18 protein-coding genes and 1 tRNA gene are annotated in these 17,679 nt (G+C 68.2%); 13 read left to right on the forward strand and 6 right to left on the reverse strand.

Annotated features, from left to right (window positions below; all coding sequences use genetic code 11):
* Positions 1–66: 66 nt before the first annotated feature.
* Genes idi through OD997_RS07190 form a run of 8 tightly spaced genes read left to right on the forward strand, consistent with a single transcriptional unit; the run spans position 67 to position 7,979 of the window.
* Positions 67–588: an isopentenyl-diphosphate Delta-isomerase gene (gene idi / locus OD997_RS07155; RefSeq protein ID WP_434330987.1), complete on the forward strand. Its 522-nt coding sequence runs from the start codon at positions 67–69 to the stop codon at positions 586–588.
* Positions 585–1,670 (forward strand): polyprenyl synthetase family protein, encoded by a 1,086-nt coding sequence (locus tag OD997_RS07160; RefSeq protein ID WP_434330988.1) that lies wholly within the window; start codon positions 585–587, stop codon positions 1,668–1,670. Before idi ends, OD997_RS07160 begins: the two co-directional genes overlap by 4 nt.
* Complete coding sequence (locus tag OD997_RS07165) at positions 1,667–2,572, forward strand: phytoene/squalene synthase family protein (RefSeq protein ID WP_434330989.1); 906 nt, start codon at positions 1,667–1,669, stop codon at positions 2,570–2,572. Before OD997_RS07160 ends, OD997_RS07165 begins: the two co-directional genes overlap by 4 nt.
* Complete coding sequence (gene crtI, locus OD997_RS07170) at positions 2,569–4,179, forward strand: phytoene desaturase family protein (protein ID WP_434330990.1); 1,611 nt, start codon at positions 2,569–2,571, stop codon at positions 4,177–4,179. The genes OD997_RS07165 and crtI overlap by 4 nt, the downstream gene beginning before the upstream one ends.
* Positions 4,179–4,523, forward strand: coding sequence for a lycopene cyclase domain-containing protein (locus OD997_RS07175; RefSeq protein ID WP_434332353.1), 345 nt, complete (start codon positions 4,179–4,181; stop codon positions 4,521–4,523). The genes crtI and OD997_RS07175 overlap by 1 nt, the downstream gene beginning before the upstream one ends.
* Positions 4,520–4,864 carry a lycopene cyclase domain-containing protein gene (locus tag OD997_RS07180; RefSeq protein WP_434330991.1) on the forward strand — a complete coding sequence of 115 codons (345 nt, stop codon included), beginning with the start codon at positions 4,520–4,522 and terminating at the stop codon, positions 4,862–4,864. Before OD997_RS07175 ends, OD997_RS07180 begins: the two co-directional genes overlap by 4 nt.
* Positions 4,861–5,748 (forward strand): prenyltransferase, encoded by an 888-nt coding sequence (locus OD997_RS07185; RefSeq protein WP_434330992.1) that lies wholly within the window; start codon positions 4,861–4,863, stop codon positions 5,746–5,748. The genes OD997_RS07180 and OD997_RS07185 overlap by 4 nt, the downstream gene beginning before the upstream one ends.
* Positions 5,749–5,792: 44 nt before the next feature.
* Complete coding sequence (locus OD997_RS07190; RefSeq protein ID WP_434330993.1) at positions 5,793–7,979, forward strand: MMPL family transporter; 2,187 nt, start codon at positions 5,793–5,795, stop codon at positions 7,977–7,979.
* A gap of 5 nt (positions 7,980–7,984) precedes the next feature.
* Here the strand turns inward: OD997_RS07190 and OD997_RS07195 are convergent.
* From OD997_RS07195 to OD997_RS07210, 4 genes are all read right to left on the reverse strand, one after another.
* Positions 7,985–8,058, reverse strand: a tRNA-Arg gene (locus OD997_RS07195).
* 35 nt (positions 8,059–8,093) lie between these two features.
* Entirely contained in the window at positions 8,094–8,591 is a 498-nt protein-coding gene (locus OD997_RS07200; protein ID WP_056514881.1) for an HNH endonuclease, read from the reverse strand.
* Between the two features lie 326 nt (positions 8,592–8,917).
* Positions 8,918–9,736, reverse strand: a complete 819-nt coding sequence (locus tag OD997_RS07205; RefSeq protein ID WP_434330994.1) for a M23 family metallopeptidase — start codon at positions 9,734–9,736, stop codon at positions 8,918–8,920.
* A gap of 277 nt (positions 9,737–10,013) precedes the next feature.
* Positions 10,014–10,715: a metal-dependent transcriptional regulator gene (locus OD997_RS07210; protein WP_434330995.1), complete on the reverse strand. Its 702-nt coding sequence runs from the start codon at positions 10,713–10,715 to the stop codon at positions 10,014–10,016.
* 99 nt (positions 10,716–10,814) lie between these two features.
* Here OD997_RS07210 and serC point away from each other — a divergent pair, with 99 nt between their 5' ends.
* Positions 10,815–11,927, forward strand: a complete 1,113-nt coding sequence (serC, locus tag OD997_RS07215) for a phosphoserine transaminase (RefSeq protein ID WP_434330996.1) — start codon at positions 10,815–10,817, stop codon at positions 11,925–11,927.
* A 77-nt stretch (positions 11,928–12,004) separates the two neighbouring features.
* On the opposite strand, the gene OD997_RS07220 is transcribed toward serC, so the two are convergent.
* The gene (locus tag OD997_RS07220) at positions 12,005–12,679 is read right to left on the reverse strand and encodes a DUF3027 domain-containing protein (protein WP_434330997.1); all 675 of its coding nucleotides are present in this window, start codon (positions 12,677–12,679) and stop codon (positions 12,005–12,007) included.
* Positions 12,663–13,043, reverse strand: coding sequence for a cold-shock protein (locus OD997_RS07225; protein WP_434330998.1), 381 nt, complete (start codon positions 13,041–13,043; stop codon positions 12,663–12,665). Before OD997_RS07225 ends, OD997_RS07220 begins: the two co-directional genes overlap by 17 nt.
* Before the next feature lie 139 nt (positions 13,044–13,182).
* Between OD997_RS07225 and OD997_RS07230 the strand changes: the two genes are divergently transcribed.
* The 4 genes from OD997_RS07230 to OD997_RS07245 all read left to right on the forward strand — a co-directional run bounded on the left by OD997_RS07230 (position 13,183) and on the right by OD997_RS07245 (position 17,624).
* Entirely contained in the window at positions 13,183–13,458 is a 276-nt protein-coding gene (locus OD997_RS07230) for a multidrug ABC transporter ATPase (RefSeq protein WP_434330999.1), read from the forward strand.
* Positions 13,459–13,468: 10 nt separating this feature from the next.
* Complete coding sequence (locus tag OD997_RS07235) at positions 13,469–15,184, forward strand: helicase-associated domain-containing protein (RefSeq protein ID WP_434331000.1); 1,716 nt, start codon at positions 13,469–13,471, stop codon at positions 15,182–15,184.
* Positions 15,185–15,195: 11 nt separating this feature from the next.
* Entirely contained in the window at positions 15,196–16,836 is a 1,641-nt protein-coding gene (locus OD997_RS07240) for a DNA repair helicase XPB (protein WP_434331001.1), read from the forward strand.
* Positions 16,837–16,937: 101 nt separating this feature from the next.
* Positions 16,938–17,624, forward strand: coding sequence for a response regulator transcription factor (locus tag OD997_RS07245; RefSeq protein ID WP_056420389.1), 687 nt, complete (start codon positions 16,938–16,940; stop codon positions 17,622–17,624).
* Positions 17,625–17,679 lie beyond the last annotated feature (55 nt).

Below are 17,679 nucleotides of genomic sequence, written 5' to 3' on the forward strand. Positions count from 1 at the left end.
TACACACCATTGGATTCATGTTATGTTGATTATTAGCTAAGCTAGCGAAATCAAGGAGGTTCCCCGTTGGATGAGGTCACCCTCCTTTCCCCGGATGGCGTGGCGATCGGCGTGATCGCGAAAGACGCGGTGCACACGACCGACACCCCCCTGCACCTGGCGTTCTCCTGCCACGTGTTCAACAGAGAAGGTCTCCTCCTGGTGACGCGTCGAGCCCTCGCGAAGCGCACATGGCCCGGCGTCTGGACGAACAGCTTCTGCGGGCATCCGCGCCCCGGCGAGGACATGACGGAAGCTGTGCGCCGCCGAGCCCTCGATGAGCTCGGCCTCCGTATCACGGACCTCTCCCTCGTGCTTCCGGACTACCGGTACCGGGCCGTGGACGCCAGCGGGATCGTCGAGAACGAGATCTGTCCGGTGCACGTCGCCGTCGCCGACGGACCGCTCTCCCCCGACCCCGATGAGGTGGCCGAGTGGGCGTGGGTCGACCCGGCCGCGTTCGCGGATGCCGTCACCGCCGCCCCCTTCGCATTCAGCCCCTGGCTGGTGGAGCAGCTTCCCCGGCTGCGCGAGCTCGGGGCGGTATGACCGTGGCACCCACGGCGATCCGAGAAGAGATGAGCACGCGGGTCGAAGAGGTTCTGCGGCAGCGCTTCGCCCTCCACTGCGAGAACGCGGAGACGTACGGCGCGGAGTTCGCCGCCCTCTGGCGGGCGACGGCCGACCATGCGCTCGGCGGCAAGCTCGTGCGGCCTCGGCTGCTCCTGGACATCCACCGGGCCCTCGCCCCCGACATGGGCGACGAACCGAGCATCGCCGCTGTGGACATCGCGACGCACATCGAGCTGCTGCACTACGCCTTCCTTCTGCACGACGACGTGATCGACGGAGACCTGACCCGACGCAAGCGCCCCAACCTGATCGGCGAACTCGCGGCGGCAAGCCCGGGGTCGACCGAGGAGGGCTCGCTGCACTGGGCAAGATCCAGCGCGATCCTCATGGGCGACCTGCTGCTCTCGGCGGCGATCATGGGGTTCGCCCGCGCGGATGTGCCTGTGCACGCCCGCGGACGCCTTCTCGATCTGGTCGAGCGGACGATCCTCGAAACCGTCGCCGGCGAGCACACCGATGTCGCTCTGAGCCACGGCATCATCGCCTCGGACGTCGACACGGTGCTCACCATGAGCGTGTACAAGACGGCGACCTACTCGTTCTCCCTGCCGCTGCGGGCGGCCGCGCTGCTCGCAGGGAGCTCGGTGTCGGCGGAGGAGACGCTGCACACCGTCGGACGCCACCTGGGCCTGGCCTATCAACTGCAGGACGACCTCCTCTGCGTGTTCGGCGACCACCGCACACACGGTAAAGATGCCTTCTCCGACCTGCGCGAGGGCAAAGAGACCGCGATCATCGCGTTCGCCCGGTCGACGAGTGCCTGGCCTCGCATCGAGCGGCGCTTCGGGTCGGCAGACCTGAGCCTGAACGACGCCACGGAGATCCGGGATATCCTCCGCGAGAGCGGTGCGGAGCGATTCGTGGTCGGCCTGATCGGCGACCAGCTGGATGCCGTCTACGCGCTGCTCTCCGAAGCGGAGCTGGCCGGCGAGATCAGCGCGGATGCCGCGCGGTCGATCCTGGTCTCCGCATCCCGTCTCGAAGGCCGACAGTCGTGACCCCGCCGTCTGACGATAGTCCGCGCGAGAGTCTGGGGCGCTTCAATCGGGCCGCCGACACGGCATCCACCGAGGTGATCCGCACCTATTCCACGTCGTTCGGGCTCGCGACCCGTCTGCTCGGCGAGCGGCACCGGCAGCACGTGCGGAACATCTATGCCATGGTCCGCATCGCCGACGAGATCGTCGACGGCGTGGCCGCGCAGGCCGGTCTCGACGCCTCGGCACAGACCGAGGCACTCGCCTCCTACGTCGCCGAGACCCATCGCTCGATGCGCGTCGGCTACAGCACGGACCTCGTGCTCCACGCATTCGCACGGACAGCCCGGGAGTGCGGCATCGGCGAGGACCTCACGCAGCCGTTCTTCGACTCGATGGGCGCCGACATCGCGGATGCCACGGACTTCACCGCCTACGACGCCGAGGCGCATGAACGCTACGTCTACGGCTCTGCCGAAGTGGTGGGGCTGATGTGCCTCCGCGTGTTCCTGCGCGACGAGACCCGCACCGACAAGGAGCACGAGATCCTCGAGCACGGAGCCCGCCAGCTCGGCGCGGCCTTTCAGAACGTCAACTTCCTGCGCGATCTCGCCGACGACACCGAGCGGCTCCAGCGCGGGTACCTCGGAGAGTCGGGCCGACTCACCGACGCCGACCGAGATGCCTGGGTGCGCACGATATCGGCGCAGCTCGACGACGCCCGGCGCTCCATCCCGCTTCTACCCAAGGATGCGCGTGCGGCTGTGCGCAGCGCGCAGGCACTCTTCGAGTCGCTGACGCGACGAGTGGCCAGAACGCCCGCTGCCACCCTGTACGAGCAGAGGGTCCGCGTGCCTGATCCCGTCAAAGCCCTGCTCGCCGCGCGATCCGTGCTGGTGACGGCCGTGGAGCGCGACCGATGAGCCGGGTCGCCGTGGTCGGCGCCGGAGTCGCAGGTCTCGCCGCAGCCGGGCTGCTCGCCAGGGACGGCCACGACGTGACCGTGTATGAGAAGAACAGCAGAGTCGGAGGGCGCGCGGGCACGATCGAGCGCGACGGCTTCCGATTCGACTCCGGGCCGTCGTGGTACCTGATGCCAGAGGTCTTCGACCACTTCTTCGCGATGATGGGCTCCTCGACCGAGGAGCAGCTCGACCTGACGCTCCTCGACCCCGGGTACCGCGTCTTCCAGGCGCCGGCCGCCGACGGCCGCCCGGCGCCGTCCGTCACCGTGCCCTCGGGGCGCGCGGAGGTGTCGCGCCTGTTCGAGTCGCGAGAGCCCGGCGCCGCGAAGGCGCTGGACGCGTACCTCGACTCGGCGCACGATGCCCGCGTCATGGCCGAGCGGTACTTCCTCTACAACCCGTTCACCCGGTTGCGCGGGCTGATGACGCCCGAGGTGCTGCGAGCCCTCCCCCGCCTGTTCACACTGCTCGGCACACGCCTGCAGTCGTTCGCCGCCCGGCGTTTCCGCGATCCTGTGATCCGGCAGCTGCTGGGATACCCGGCCGTCTTCCTCGGCACCGACCCGCGCACGGCGCCCGCGATGTACCACCTCATGAGCGCGCTCGATCTCGACGAGGGCGTCAGCTACCCGCAGGGCGGCTTCTGGCGGGTCGTCGAGCGCATCGCCGAGCTGGCGGAGGGCGCGGGCGTCAGGATCGTGCTCGAAGCCGACGTCACCGCGATCAGCACCGGCATCCGCTCCGGCACGCCGACCGTGACGGGCGTGGAGTGGCGTGATGCCGACGGAGCCGCGCACCGCGCGGACGCCGACATCGTGGTCTCCGGCGCAGACCTTCACCACACCGAGACGGCACTGCTCCCGCCGCACCTGCGCACCTACCCCGATTCGTGGTGGCAGCGACGCACGAGCGGGCCCGGTGCCGTGCTCGTGATGCTCGGCGTCCGCGGCTCCCTCCCCGAGCTCCCGCACCACTCCCTGTTCTTCACCGAGGACTGGGATGCCAACTTCGACGCCATCTTCGGCGAGCGGCCCGCGATCCCCTCGCCCGCGTCGACCTACGTCTGCCGTCCGAGCGCGACCGATGACACTGTCGCGCCGGAGGGGCATGAGAATCTCTTCGTGCTGGTCCCCATCCCGGCCGACACCGAGCTCGGCGGCGGCGGATCCGACGGCGCAGGCTCGGCCCGGATCGAGCAGGCGGCGGACGACGCGATCGACCAGATCTCGCAGTGGGCGGGCATCCCCGACCTGCGCGAGCGCATCGTCGTCCGCGAGACGAAGGGCCCTGCGGACTTCCGCGACGACTACAACTCCTGGCGGGGCGGCATGCTGGGACCCGCGCACATCCTGTCGCAGAGCGCGATGTTCCGCGCACAGAACGCCTCACGTCGGGTCTCGGGTCTCTACTATGCGGGCGCCACCACCGCGCCGGGCGTCGGTGTGCCGATGTGCCTCATCAGCGCCGAGATCGTGCTCAAGCGGATCCGCGGCGATCACTCGGCCGGACCGCTCGACGTCTCGACCGCCACCCCCGTCGCCCCCACGAAGAGCGGACCCGCGTGATGGGGTTCGTGTATCTGGCGCTCCTTCTCGTGACCCTGGGATGCATGCTGCTGCTCGACCGGCGCTTCCGTCTGTTCTTCTGGCGTGACGCCGTCTCGGCATCCATCGTGACGGTGACGGGACTCGCCTTCTTCCTGATCTGGGATGTCGCAGGCATCGCCGGGGGGATCTTCTTCCGCGGTGAGGCCGCCGTGGCGACGGGTATCGTGCTCGCACCCGAGCTGCCGATCGAGGAGCCGGTATTCCTGCTCTTCCTCGTCGTGTGCACCATGGTCGTCTACACGGGCGCAGTGCGCATCCTGTCGAGCATCCGCCGCCGCTCCGCCGCGGAGGAGCCCTCATGACGTACCTGCAGCTCTCGGCGTGGTTCGTCGCTGCGGCGGTCGTGAGCGCGATCGTGCTCTCGCTCCTCGCCGGTCGGCATCGTGCCCACGCCGGCGGGGTCGCAGCGACCGTCGTCGCGCTCGTCATCCTCACCGCCATCTTCGACACCGTGATGATCGCGACAGGCCTCTTCCACTACTCCCCCGAGCACCTGCTGGGCGTGCACATCGGTCTCGCCCCGCTCGAGGACTTCGCCTACCCGATCGCCGGCGCCATCCTGCTGCCGGCCTTGTGGGCCGCGCTGCGTACCCGCCGCCGCGCGCAGATCGACGGTGGAACAGATGCGGAGGCTGCCTCGTGACCGCGCCCGCCCGGGGATCCGTCGGCCGGGATATCGCTCAGATCGTCCTGTCGTCGCGCCCCATCAGCTGGATCAACACGGCCTTCCCTTTCGCGGCCGCCTACCTGCTCAGCACACGCGAGATCGACCTCACTCTGATCGTCGGGACCCTCTACTTCCTCGTTCCGTACAACCTCGCGATGTACGGCATCAACGACGTCTTCGACTATGCCTCCGACCTCGCGAATCCACGCAAGGGCGGCATCGAGGGCGCGCTCCTCTCGCCCCGCATCCACCGAGCCACCCTGTGGGCAGCCGCGGCGACCAACCTCCCGTTCCTCGTCTATCTCGTCGTCGTCGGCAACCCGGCGTCGTGGGTCTGGCTGGCGATCAGCGTGTTCGCCGTGATCGCGTACTCGGCGCCCGGGCTTCGGTTCAAGGAGCGTCCGTTCCTGGACTCGACGACCTCGAGCCTGCATTTCGTGACGCCGGCGATCGTCGGTCTCACTCTCGCCACCGGGACCGTCACCCCCACCGCGGTCATCGTCCTCATCGCCTTCTTCCTGTGGGGAATGGCTGCGCACGCGTTCGGCGCGGTGCAGGACATCGGCCCCGACCGCGAGGGCGGCATCGGCTCGATCGCCACGGTGATCGGCGCACGAGCCACGGTGCGACTGTCGATCGCGCTCTGGACCCTCGCCGGGGCGGCCATGCTGTTCACCACCTGGCCGGGGCCGCTGGGCGCCCTGCTCGCCGTGCCCTACATCGTGAACGCCGCCCCCTGGTGGAACGTCACCGATGAGACGTCCGGCGGCACGAACCGCGCATGGCGACGTTTCATCGCCCTGAACTACTTCGCCGGATTCCTCGCGACGATGATCCTCATCCTCGCCTGGTTCTCCTGATCACCCCGCTTCGATCCCCATCTGCACGCCCCGAGAGGAACCTGATGTCCAGCCCTGAGCACGCGCCCATTCCGCCGACCCGCGAACGTACGCGTCGACACTCCTGGGTCCGTGTGCTCATCCCCGTGGTCCTGATCCTCGTGTGGTTGGTGGGCGCAGGACTCGGCGGCCCCCTGTTCGGCAAGGTCGACGAGGTGTCGTCGAACGACCAGACCAGCTACCTGCCCGAGTCGGCCGACGCGACGCAGGTGCAGAAGCTCCTCGGGGAGTTCAACGACAGCGACGCGATCCCTGCCATCGCCGTGTTCGTCGCCGATGGCGAGCTCTCGGCGTCCGACATCGACACCATCTCGGATGCCGTCGAGGATGCCCCCTCCGTGGAGGGTGTGAGCGAGGACGTGTCACCCGCGCTCACCTCGGACGACGGAAAGGCGATCCAGGCGTTCATCCCGATCGAGGGAGACGCCGAACTCGCAGACGCCATCGACGCGTTGGGCACTCAGCTCCGCGACGCCGCGCCCGAGGGCGTCACCGTGTACATCACGGGACCGGCCGGCTTCAGCGCCGACCTCGTCGCCGGCTTCGCGGGTATCGACGGCCTGCTGCTCGGCGTCGCCCTCCTGGCCGTCCTCGTCATCCTGGTGCTGGTGTACCGCTCGTTCCTGCTACCCCTCGTCGTGCTCTCGACCAGCCTGTTCGCCCTGTGCGTGGCGCTGCTGGTCGTGTGGTGGCTCGCGAAGTTCGAGGTGCTGCTGCTCAGCGGCCAGACGCAGGGCATCCTGTTCATCCTCGTGATCGGAGCCGCGACCGACTACGCCCTGCTGTTCGTCGCGAGGTTCCGAGAGGAGCTGCGCGTCGCCCAAGACAAGGGAACCGCCGTCCTGGCGGCATGGAAGGGCTCGTTCGAGCCGATCGTGGCGTCCGGCGGAACCGTGATCGCAGGGCTCCTGTGCCTGCTGCTCAGCGACCTCAAGTCGAACAGCACCCTCGGCCCGGTGGCCGCGATCGGCATCGTGTTCGCGATGCTCGCCGCACTCACCCTGCTGCCGGCGCTGCTGCTGCTGTTCGGACGCGCGGTCTTCTGGCCCCGGCGGCCGAAGTTCGAGCCGGAGGTCGTGGCCGAAGAGCACGGCATGCGCAAGACCGGTCTGTGGGCACGGCTCGCTCATCTCATCACGAAGCGCCCTCGCCTCATCTGGGTCGTCACGACGCTGGTGCTGCTCGCGGGAGCCGCGGGTGCGCTGCAGCTCAACGCCGTCGGCGTGCCGCAGTCCGATCTTGTGCTCGGCGCGTCCGAGGCCCGCGACGGTCAGGTCGCGCTCGGTGAGCACTTCCCCGGCGGCTCCGGCAGCCCGGTGTACGTGGTGGTCGCGGAGGACAGGCTGCAGGATGCGGCCGATGTGCTGCTCGCCGACGACGGCATCGACGGGGTGTCGGTCACGGCAGCAGATTCTCCGAGCGGTTCGGCGACTGTCACCGCCGACGGACTGAAAGCGGTCGGCCCTCCCGGAACAGCTGCCCCCGAGCCCACCGTCGTCGGCGGCGAGGTGCTGCTGCAGGGAACGCTGACGGATGCCGCCGACTCCGATGCCGCAGCCGCGACTGTTCGCGAGCTGCGCACTCAGCTCGACGACCTCGACGCGCTCGTCGGTGGTGTCACGGCGACGGCGATCGACACGAACGACGCCTCGATCCATGACCGCAACCTGATCATCCCGGTGATCCTGGTCGTCATCATGCTCATCCTGATGCTGCTGCTGCGCTCGATCCTCGCGCCGGTGCTGCTGATCCTCACCACGGTGCTGTCGTTCGGCACGGCGATGGGCGTCTCGGCACTGGTCTTCAACGGGGTGTTCGACTTCCCGGGCGCCGACCCGGCGGTTCCGCTCTACGGATTCGTGTTCCTGGTGGCACTGGGCATCGACTACAACATCTTCCTGATGACCAGGGTGCGGGAGGAATCGCTCGAGCACGGAACCCGCGAGGGTGTGCTGCGCGGACTGTCGATCACGGGTGGTGTCATCACGTCGGCCGGGCTGGTGCTCGCGGCGACCTTCGCGGCGCTCTCGGTGATCCCGATCCTGTTCCTGGTGCAGCTCGCATTCATCGTCGCGTTCGGCGTGCTTCTCGACACGTTCGTGGTGCGCTCGCTGCTGGTGCCGGCTCTCGCCTACGACCTCGGCCGAGTCATCTGGTGGCCGTCGAAGCTGTGGCGTCGCGGTCGCGACTGATGGTGTGCCCTCGACTGGATTCGAACCAGCGACCTGCCCTTTAGGAGAGGGCTGCTCTATCCTGCTGAGCTACGGGGGCGAGGCTTCCATTCTAGAGGAACCCTCGCCTCCCGCTCATGCGGCGAGTGCCAGGTACGGCTCCCACCGAGGATCACTGCGTTCGATGCCGCGAACCGTCCACGCGGTTCCGTGGGGTGGGCGCGGCGCGAACCGCAGCTCCCACCGCATCTCCTGCGGCGTGCGGTCGCTCTTGGTGTTGTTGCAGCGCAGGCAGCAGGCGACCAGGTTCTCCCAGGAGTCCGCTCCCCCGCGCGACCGCGGCATCACGTGGTCGATGGTCGAGGCCGCCTTGCCGCAGTACCCGCAGCGATGGTTGTCGCGGCGCAGGACCCCCCGCCGGGTCACCGGCACGCGTCGGCTGATGGGAATGCGGACGTAGCGTGAGAGGACGATGACGGCGGGGCGATCGTAGACTCCGTGGCTGCCCCAGACGGGGTCGTCCTCGATGTGTTCGACCACGGTCGCCTTGTCGTTCATGACCAGGACCAGGGCTCTCTTGAACGACACGATCGCGAGCGGTTCGTATCCTGCGTTCAGTACAAGTGTGCGCATCGTCATCCTCTCGATCCGCCGGGACGGCTTCCCGGCACTCTCGACTCACACGAAGCCGCACAGGACGGAGGCGTTCGCGGGGATGCAAAAAGGCGCTGTCTACAGACAGCGCCTCATGCGCACGGCAGGACCGTGGCCTCCCTGCAGACGATGCAGAAGGACGTGACGGCCGAGGGCATCCATGGTTCGGATGTTCGGTATTCGCTCCATCAGCTTCTCCCGACTATGCGACAACGGGTTCAGGCTAACCCATCGGGAGCGCGCGAAGGCCAAACGGCGGATGAACGCCCGAAGGCGTGTCCGAAAAGTGGTGACGAGTGGAGGATTCAGCCGGCGTTGGCGGCGAGCCAGGCGATCGGCTCCATGAGCCCGCCGTTGACGTGAACCTCGAAGTGGAGGTGGTTCGCGGTCGAGCGCCCGGTGCTGCCGACGAAGCCGATGAGCTGGCCTGCGGCGACGGTCTCGCCGGCCTGGACCTGACGCGAGCCGTAGATCATGTGACCGTAAGTGGTCTGCACGCGCTGACCACCGACGACGCTGTCGAGCATGACGCACACGCCGTACCCGCCGATGCTCTCGGCAGAGGCGCGGACGACACCCGCGGCTGCCGCATAGATCGGGGTTCCGGCCGGGGCCAGCATGTCGGCGCCCTGGTGCGCTCCGCCGACCGTGCGGCTGACGCTGTAGGAACCCTGAGGCAGCGGGTAGCGGACCTCGCCCGAACCCGGCGACACGAGAGCGTAGTTGCCGATGTTGAAGCTGCCGGACGACGACGCCGTCGTCGCGGAGGCGGCAGCGGCGGCACGCGCGGCGGCGGCCTCTTCTGCCTTCTTCTTCTCGATCTCGTCAGGGGTCGTGGCAGTGAACGTGCCACGGCTGAGCGAAGCGGCCGTCGCATCGGAGGCGACGACGAGGGACTGCGCATCGACGGCGGCGAGCTGCTGGACGGTCGCGGTCGCGTCGGAGGGCTTCGTCGCGGCGTATGCAGGAAGAGCGACGGCGGCGACGAGAGCACCGACGGCCCCGAAGATGGCGACCGAACGCAGGGGCTTCACGACCTTGCGTGCGTCGACCCTGCCGCGGGAGCGGCGGGCGACTGCTCGATCTTCAGTTGTCTTCGCGGGCGATTCGATGTCTTTTGCCAAAACCTGATCCTCCTGCGCCTGCACGCTCGGGTAGCGCTGGCTCGTCGGCACTCTGCTCTCGGGGCACCATGTAGCTCGGGTACGTTGTGCGGTCTGACCGGGAGGGCGACGAGCCTGGAAGGCGAATCCTCTCGGGTGTCGTCAGCGGGCTTCTTCGACGACCTGTCCGAGGTTACCGGAAGATAACGATCCTGTCACCCTGTGAACCTGGCAATCCTCGGAGAGGCGGAATCGCGCGGTTCTCGGGGTCGCTTCGCCCCGGAATCCTGGCTCGAGGTCAGGCCGGCTCGCCCACGAGGAAGATGTGCGAGGCGAGTTCGACGGGAAGTTCGAGCCCGTCTTCCTTGCCTTCCATCTGGATCAGCACGTAGCCCTCGTTGAAGCGGTAGTCGCCCTTGGCGCCGGGAACGACTCCCGCATCACGAAGCTGTTCGAGAAGTTCAGGATCGACCTGGGCGGGCTCGGCGAGGCGGCGGACCATGCCCTCGATCGGAGCGCCGGCGGCGTTCAGCTTCTGCACGAGACCGATGACGCCCTCATCGAACGTCCGGGCAGGGGTGTCGCCCAGCTGGTCGAGCCCGGGGATCGGGTTGCCGTACGGCGACTCGGTCGGGTGGCCGAGCAGTTCGACGAGTCGACGCTCGACCTGCTCGCTCATGACGTGCTCCCAGCGGCAGGCCTCTTCGTGCACGTAGGCCCAGTCGAGACCGATGACGTCGGAGAGCAGGCGCTCGGCGAGTCGGTGCTTGCGCATGACGTCGACGGCCTTGCGCCGACCGGCGTCGGTCAGTTCGAGCGTGCGGTCTTCGGAGACGACGACGAGACCGTCGCGCTCCATGCGCCCGACGGTCTGCGAGACCGTGGGGCCCGAGTGGCCGAGGCGCTCGGAGATGCGTGCACGCAGCGGCACGATGTTCTCCTCCTCGAGTTCGAGGATGGTGCGGAGGTACATCTCCGTGGTGTCGATCAAGTCCGTCATGTGGCCCTCCGGGTCTTCTTAGGCAAGCCTACATTCCCGCGCGGACATCAGGGCGTCACGCGGTGAAGCGAGCGGAGGGCCACGCCGTAGAATCGACGCATGGCGATCGAGATTCCCCGTGACCTCCTGCCCGCTGACGGCCGCTTCGGCTGCGGTCCCTCGAAGGTGCGCACCGAGCAGCTCGATGCGCTGCTCGCCGCAGGGCCGACTCTGCTCGGCACTTCGCACCGACAGGCTCCGGTCAAGAACCTGGTCGGCAGCGTCCGCGAGCAGCTGGCCGCCCTCTTCCGCCTTCCCGAGGGCTACGAGATCATCGTCGGCAACGGCGGATCCACGGCGTTCTGGGACGCCGCGGCATTCGGGCTGATCGAACGACGCAGCCAGAACCTCGTGTTCGGCGAGTTCGGCGGCAAGTTCGCCGCCGCTGCCGCCGCTCCGTGGCTCGAGGCACCCGACGTGCGCAAGTCCGAGCCGGGCTCCCGCACCGCGGCCGAGATCGTCGACGGCGTCGACGTCTACGCCTGGCCGCACAATGAGACGTCCACCGGTGTCGCGGCTCCCATCGAGCGCGTCGTCGCCGATGGCGCGCTGACGGTCATCGACGCGACCAGCGCCGCAGGCGGCATCGACTTCGACGCCACGCAGGCCGACGTCTACTACTTCGCGCCCCAGAAGAACCTCGGATCCGACGGGGGCCTCTGGTTCGCGGCCGTGTCTCCTGCTGCGATCGACCGCATCGAGCGCATCGCCGCCTCCGACCGGTACATCCCCGAGTTCCTCAGCCTGAAGAACGCCGTCGACAACTCGCGTCTCAACCAGACACTGAACACGCCGGCGCTCACGACCCTCCACCTGCTCGACAGCCAGCTCAGCTGGATCCTGTCGAACGGCGGCCTCGCCTGGGCGGCAGCTCGCACGGCGGAGTCCTCCGGCGTTCTCTACGACTGGGCTGCGGCATCCGCCGTCGCCACCCCGTTCGTGACGGATGCCGCGCACCGCTCCCCCGTCGTCGTCACGATCGATTTCGACGACAGCGTCGACGCCGCAGCCGTCGCCAAGACACTGCGCGCCAACGGCATCGTCGACACCGAGCCCTACCGCAAGCTCGGCCGCAACCAGCTCCGCGTCGCGACCTTCGTCTCGATCGAGCCCGAGGACGTCCGTCAGCTGACGCGTTCGCTCGACTACGTGCTCGCTCACACCGGCGCCTGACACCGGGACATCGACGAGAAGAGGGGCCGCGTTCGCACGCGGCCCCTCTTCTGCTTCTCGTCCCTATCGGTCGCGAGTCATTCCTCGTCGTCGGAGTCGTCGTCCTCGTCGGAGTCGTCGTCCTCGTCGTCCTCGGAGTCGTCGTCCTCGTCGTCCTCGGAGTCGTCCACGACGGAGTCGTCGAGCTCGTCGATGTCGACGCCGTCGAGGTCGCCCGCGTGCAGCACGCGCGGCTCCGCGGCGAGGTCCTCCTCATCGAGCTCCTCGTCGTCGTCATCGTCATCGTCGTCGTCGTCGTCGTCGTCGTCGTCGAGATCCTCGTCCTCTTCGAGTTCTTCGTCGAGGTCGTCATCGTCATCGGACTCCGCGTCGTCGGCGTCGCTCACGACCGCATCGTCCGCGGCAGCCGCGGCGGCCTGCTCCGCGAGCTCCACCTGGTGCGCGCGGTACTCGGCGAGGCGCTCGGCCCACGGCACCCACTCGGGGGCGAGCAGCGCTCCGTCGCCGGGAATCAGCTCGACCTCCAGCACCGTCGGCTCCTCGTCGTCGACGCGCGCGACCGTGACGGTCCAGAACCACCCCGGGTATCCGGGAAGTCGGTTCTCGAAGCGCAGCGACAGCGACCCGTCCTCCTCGGGGAGGTAGTCGGCAGCAGGTCCGACGGTCGACGCCGGAGTGATCTCGTGCAGCGCGGCGAGTGCGAGATCATGAGCGTCGATCAGACGCTGGTCCACCTCAGGCTTCGAGGTCATCGGCTACCTTGCGCAGGACTGCCGCGATCTTGCCGCCCTGAGCGGAAGAGGGGTAACGGCCGCGACGGAGGTCGCCGCCCATACCGTCGAGGAGCTTCACGAGATCCTCGACGATGATCGCCATGTCGTCGGCGGGCTTTCGCTTCGCCTTCGCGAGGCTCGGGGGGGCATCGAGTACGCGCACCGACAGGGCCTGCAGGCCGCGCTTGCCGTCGGCGACACCGAACTCCACGCGTGCCCCCGCCTTCACAGCCGCGCCTGCCGGCATCGCTGAGGCGTGCAGGAAGACGTCCTGGCCGTCATCTGTGGCGATGAAGCCGAAACCCTTGTCTTCGTCGTAGAACCTGACCTTGCCGGTGGGCATGGGAGAAACCTCGCTGAGTCGGTGTGGAGCTGGATCGGACGCACGTGTGCGCCCACCTCCAGCCTACCGGTCGCAGGGCGTGGAATCCGTAGGTCAGCGTGCGGAACCACGGGACGCCGCAGCGAGTAGGCTGAGACCGATGAGTACCAAGAGTCCCGAACCTGAGGTTCCCGTTCGCCGTATCGATCGCATCCTGGCGTTCTCGGCACTCGGACTCGCCGCGGCATCCATCATCTGCTTCTTCGCGATCATCATCGGCACCGCCGTAGGCATGGAGCAGAAGGATTTCGGTGCGGGCGTCTGGCCTTTCATCGCCGCGATCCCCTACTGGGGCCTGCCCGTGGCCTTCGTGATGATCATCGCGCTCCTGATCATGAGCTTCATCCGCAAGGGTCGCGCGGCATCGCGGTCCTGAGGCATCCGGTATGAGCACGCACGCCCGACCGTTGGCCGAATGGCTGTCCGAGGCGAGCGACGAGCAGCTGGCCTCGCTCTTCTCCGCTCGGCGCGTACGCCCGGATGCCGGGTGGAACGACTTCTTCGACGCGGCCGAAGCGCTGCTCGACCCCGGTTCCCTCGCCCGCGTCCTTCCCTCGCTCACGCATGATGAAGCGACGACCCTGGCCGCGGCCGCTGCCGTCGGCGAACCCGCTGTCGAGACGACGCCGCAGCGGGAGGCCCTCAAGAACCTCGCGCTTCTCCGGCCCGACGGCGCGCCCTTCGCTCCCGTGATCGCGGCGCTCGCCGACCGTGCCGCGCCAGCCCCGCTCGATATCTCCCCACCGCGCGAGTCGAGCGAAGCCGACACAGCTCACGCGGCCGAGCGTGCGTTCACGACCGTGGCGGCGCTCGCCGACCTGCTGCTGCTCGCACGCGAGAAGCCCTTCGCTCTGCTCACCGGTGGCACTGTCAGCGCCGGTGAGAAGCGCCTGTTGGCTGAATCCGGTGTCGCGGCCGAATCCGTCGATGCCCTCATCGCCATCGCCGACGACTCCGATCTGGTCGCGCCCGACGGCCGGCGTCTTCGCACGACGGCACGCGCAGAGGAGTGGCTGAAGTCGTCCGTGGCCGATCGATGGAGCACTCTGGTGACCGGGTTCCGCGACGCTCTTCCCCGCGGGGTGCGCACGGACGACGGCGGGTGGCTCCCCGCAACCGCCTGGTCGCAGGCACACCCCTGGGATCCGACCTGGGCCGAACACGGCGAGGCACTCCTCGAACGCGCGCGCCTGCTCGGTCTGATCACCGACGACGGCAGCGAACCCGCATGGGCCGCGTCGCTGCGGCAGGGTGGGAGCATCGAGTCCGCCCCCCTCACGGACCTGCTCCCGAGCGAGGTCGATCGGATCTTCCTGCAGAACGATCTGAGCGCGATCTCCCCCGGCCCGCTCGCCCCTGCGCTCGATGTCCGGCTGCGCACGATCGCGGCCCGCGAATCCGCGGCTCAGGCCTCCACCTACCGCTTCACGCCCGAGTCGATCGCCCATGCCCTCGTCGCCGGAGAGACCGAAGAGTCGATCCTCGAATTCCTCGAGTCCCTGTCGCTCACCGGCATCCCCCAGCCGCTGCGGTATCTCGTCACGCAGACGTCGCTGCGACACGGACTGGTTCGGGTGTCCACCGATTCCGAGACCGGACGCACGCGCATCGAGAGCAGCGATCCGCACCTGATCGAAGCGATGGCGGTCGACCAGGGGCTGCGCCCGCTCGCCCTGACGAAGCACGTCGCCGCGCTCTCGACGCGCGTCGGACGCGACACCGTGTACTGGGCGCTGACGGATGCGCGCTATCCGGCGACGCTCGTCTCCGAGGACGGCACCGCGATCACCGGCGAGCGCAACCCCGTGGTCGAGACGGCGCCCGAGAACACGACCGACTACGCGTCACTCATCGCCGCTCTGCGATCGCATCAGGGCCCTGACGCCGATGCCGCATGGTTGGACCGCGAGCTCGAGGCCGCCGTGCGAGCGAAGGCGGTGCTGCGTGTGAGCGTGGGCATGCCGGACGGATCGACGCGGGAGCTGATCCTCGAGGCGACGGGACTCGGCGGCGGACGCCTCCGCGGGCGTGATCGCGCGGCCGACGTCGAGCGCACGCTCCCGGTGTCGAGCATCCGCGCCGCCACCGTGATCGAGCAGTAAACTGGACAGCTATGTCTGATGGCCCTCTGATCGTCCAGAGCGATCGCACCGTGCTGCTCGAAGTCGCCCACTCCGATGCCGAGAGCGCCCGCCACGAGCTGGCGATCTTCGCCGAGCTCGAGCGCGCGCCCGAGCACATCCACACGTACCGCATCACCCGCCTCGGCCTGTGGAACGCACGCGCCGCCGGGCACACCGCCGAGGACATGCTCGAGACGCTCGACCGCTGGTCGCGCTTCCCCGTTCCACCCTCCGTCGCCGTCGACCTGCGCGAGACCGTGAACCGCTACGGGCGCCTCGTGATCGAGCGCGACGACGAGGGCACCCTGATCCTGCGCTCGAGCGATCCCGCAGTGCTCGCTCAGGTCGCGAACAACAAGCGCATCCAGCCGCTGTTGATCGGCCACCCCTCGCCCGACACGTTCGTAGTCGACGCGTGGGCGCGCGGTCAGATCAAGCAGGAGCTGCTCAAGATCGGCTGGCCGGCCGAGGATCTTGCCGGCTACACGCCAGGCACCCCGCACGAGATCGAGCTGGCCGAGGACGGCTGGGCGATCCGCCCGTACCAGCAGGATGCCGTCGACGCCTTCGCGAAGGATGGATCGGGCGTCGTGGTGCTGCCGTGTGGTGCCGGCAAGACGATCGTCGGCGCAGCGGCGATGGCCGCCACCAAGACGACCACCCTCATCCTCGTCACCAATACCGTCTCGGCACGCCAGTGGCGCGACGAGCTGCTCAAGCGCACGAGCCTCACCCCCGAGGAGATCGGGGAGTACTCCGGGCAGGCCAAGGAGGTCAAGCCGGTCACGATCGCGACCTACCAGATCCTCACGGCGAAGCGGAAGGGCGAATACGCCCACTTGGCTCTGCTGGATGCTCTCGACTGGGGCCTCATCGTCTACGACGAGGTGCATCTGCTTCCCGCTCCCGTGTTCAAGCTGACCGCTGATCTGCAGGCGCGACGACGGATCGGCCTCACCGCCACACTCGTCCGCGAGGACGGCCGCGAGGGCGATGTGTTCAGTCTGATCGGACCCAAGCGCTTCGATGCGCCCTGGAAGCAGATCGAGGCTCAGGGCTTCATCTCCCCCGCCGTCTGCTACGAGGTACGGGTCGACCTGCCGCCGGACGACCGGCTCGAGTACGCCGCCGCGACCGACGACGAGCGCTACCGCCTCGCCGCATCGGCCCCCGCGAAGATCGACGCCGTGCGCGAGCTCATCGCGAAGCACAAGGATGAGCGGATCCTCGTCATCGGGCAGTACCTCGACCAGCTCGACTCGCTGTCGCAGTCGTTGAACGCGCCGCAGATCACGGGTGCCACGCCCATCGACGAGCGCGAGGAGTTGTACCGCGCCTTCCGCGAGGGAGAGATCTCGCTGCTCGTCGTGTCGAAGGTCGCGAACTTCTCGATCGACCTCCCGGAGGCATCCGTCGCGATCCAGGTGTCCGGCTCGTTCGGCTCCCGCCAGGAGGAGGCGCAGCGACTCGGCCGACTCCTCCGCCCCAAGCAGTCCGGCCGCACCGCGAGCTTCTACACGCTGGTCGCGCGCGACACGATCGACCAGGACTACGCGCAGAACCGCCAGCGGTTCCTGGCCGAGCAGGGCTACAGCTACACGATCATGGATGCCGACGCCATCGCTGCCTGACCGGTCTGCCGGGACTTCCGGCGGCCCGGTACGCGGTGGGCGAAACCGGCGCTCCGAAGGATAATCAGCATCCGCATGGCCGAAGTCACCATAATGGGGACATGACTGATGCGCGCATCCTGGTCGTCGATGACGAACCCAACATCCGCGACCTGCTCTCCACAGGTCTCAGCTTCGCCGGGTTCCAGGTGAAGACGGTCGCCAACGGCGCCGCCACGATCTCGGCGGTGCTGGAGGAGGAGCCCGACCTCATCATCCTCGATGTCATGCTCCCCGACATGAACGGATTCAGCGTGACCAAGCGCCTGCGTGGCGCCGGGTTCACCGCTCCGATCCTGTTCCTCACGGCGAAGGACGGCACCGACGACAAGATCGAGGGCCTCAACGCGGGCGGCGATGACTACGTCACCAAGCCGTTCAGCCTCGACGAGATCGTCGCACGTGCCCAGGCGATCCTGCGGCGCACGATGCAGGCCGATGAGGAGTCGATCATCCGCGCCGGTGAGCTCTCGATGGACCAGGACACCCACGACGTGCACGTGGGCAAGGAATCGATCGAGCTGAGCCCGACCGAGTTCAAGCTGCTGCGCTATCTGATGCTCAATCCGAACCGCGTGCTGTCGAAGGCGCAGATCCTCGACCACGTCTGGGAGTACGACTTCAACGGCGACGCCGGCATCGTGGAGAGCTACATCTCGTACCTCCGCCGTAAGATCGACCCGTATACCGAGGAGTCCGTGATCCAGACGAAGCGCGGCTTCGGCTACATGCTCAAGGTCGGCAAGTAGTCCGGCTCACCGCCGTCCGCTGACGCCGCACAGCATCCGCATCCCGGGAGGTCCG

The sequence above is a fragment of the Microbacterium sp. CGR1 genome (assembly GCF_051062835.1).
In the GTDB taxonomy this organism is placed as follows: domain Bacteria; phylum Actinomycetota; class Actinomycetes; order Actinomycetales; family Microbacteriaceae; genus Microbacterium.

Excerpts from the sequence above, each read along its gene's own strand:
- OD997_RS07160 (WP_434330988.1), top strand. The coding sequence starts at position 585 with ATGACCGTGGCACCCACGGCGATCCGAGAAGAGATGAGCACGCGGGTC.
- crtI (WP_434330990.1), top strand. The coding sequence starts at position 2,569 with ATGAGCCGGGTCGCCGTGGTCGGCGCCGGAGTCGCAGGTCTCGCCGCA.
- OD997_RS07175 (WP_434332353.1), top strand. The coding sequence starts at position 4,179 with ATGGGGTTCGTGTATCTGGCGCTCCTTCTCGTGACCCTGGGATGCATG.
- OD997_RS07180 (WP_434330991.1), top strand. The coding sequence starts at position 4,520 with ATGACGTACCTGCAGCTCTCGGCGTGGTTCGTCGCTGCGGCGGTCGTG.
- OD997_RS07190 (WP_434330993.1), top strand. The coding sequence starts at position 5,793 with ATGTCCAGCCCTGAGCACGCGCCCATTCCGCCGACCCGCGAACGTACG.
- OD997_RS07200 (WP_056514881.1), bottom strand. The coding sequence starts at position 8,591 with ATGCGCACACTTGTACTGAACGCAGGATACGAACCGCTCGCGATCGTG.
- OD997_RS07210 (WP_434330995.1), bottom strand. The coding sequence starts at position 10,715 with ATGACGGACTTGATCGACACCACGGAGATGTACCTCCGCACCATCCTC.
- serC (WP_434330996.1), top strand. The coding sequence starts at position 10,815 with ATGGCGATCGAGATTCCCCGTGACCTCCTGCCCGCTGACGGCCGCTTC.
- OD997_RS07220 (WP_434330997.1), bottom strand. The coding sequence starts at position 12,679 with ATGACCTCGAAGCCTGAGGTGGACCAGCGTCTGATCGACGCTCATGAT.
- OD997_RS07225 (WP_434330998.1), bottom strand. The coding sequence starts at position 13,043 with ATGCCCACCGGCAAGGTCAGGTTCTACGACGAAGACAAGGGTTTCGGC.
- OD997_RS07230 (WP_434330999.1), top strand. The coding sequence starts at position 13,183 with ATGAGTACCAAGAGTCCCGAACCTGAGGTTCCCGTTCGCCGTATCGAT.
- OD997_RS07235 (WP_434331000.1), top strand. The coding sequence starts at position 13,469 with ATGAGCACGCACGCCCGACCGTTGGCCGAATGGCTGTCCGAGGCGAGC.
- OD997_RS07240 (WP_434331001.1), top strand. The coding sequence starts at position 15,196 with ATGTCTGATGGCCCTCTGATCGTCCAGAGCGATCGCACCGTGCTGCTC.
- OD997_RS07245 (WP_056420389.1), top strand. The coding sequence starts at position 16,938 with ATGACTGATGCGCGCATCCTGGTCGTCGATGACGAACCCAACATCCGC.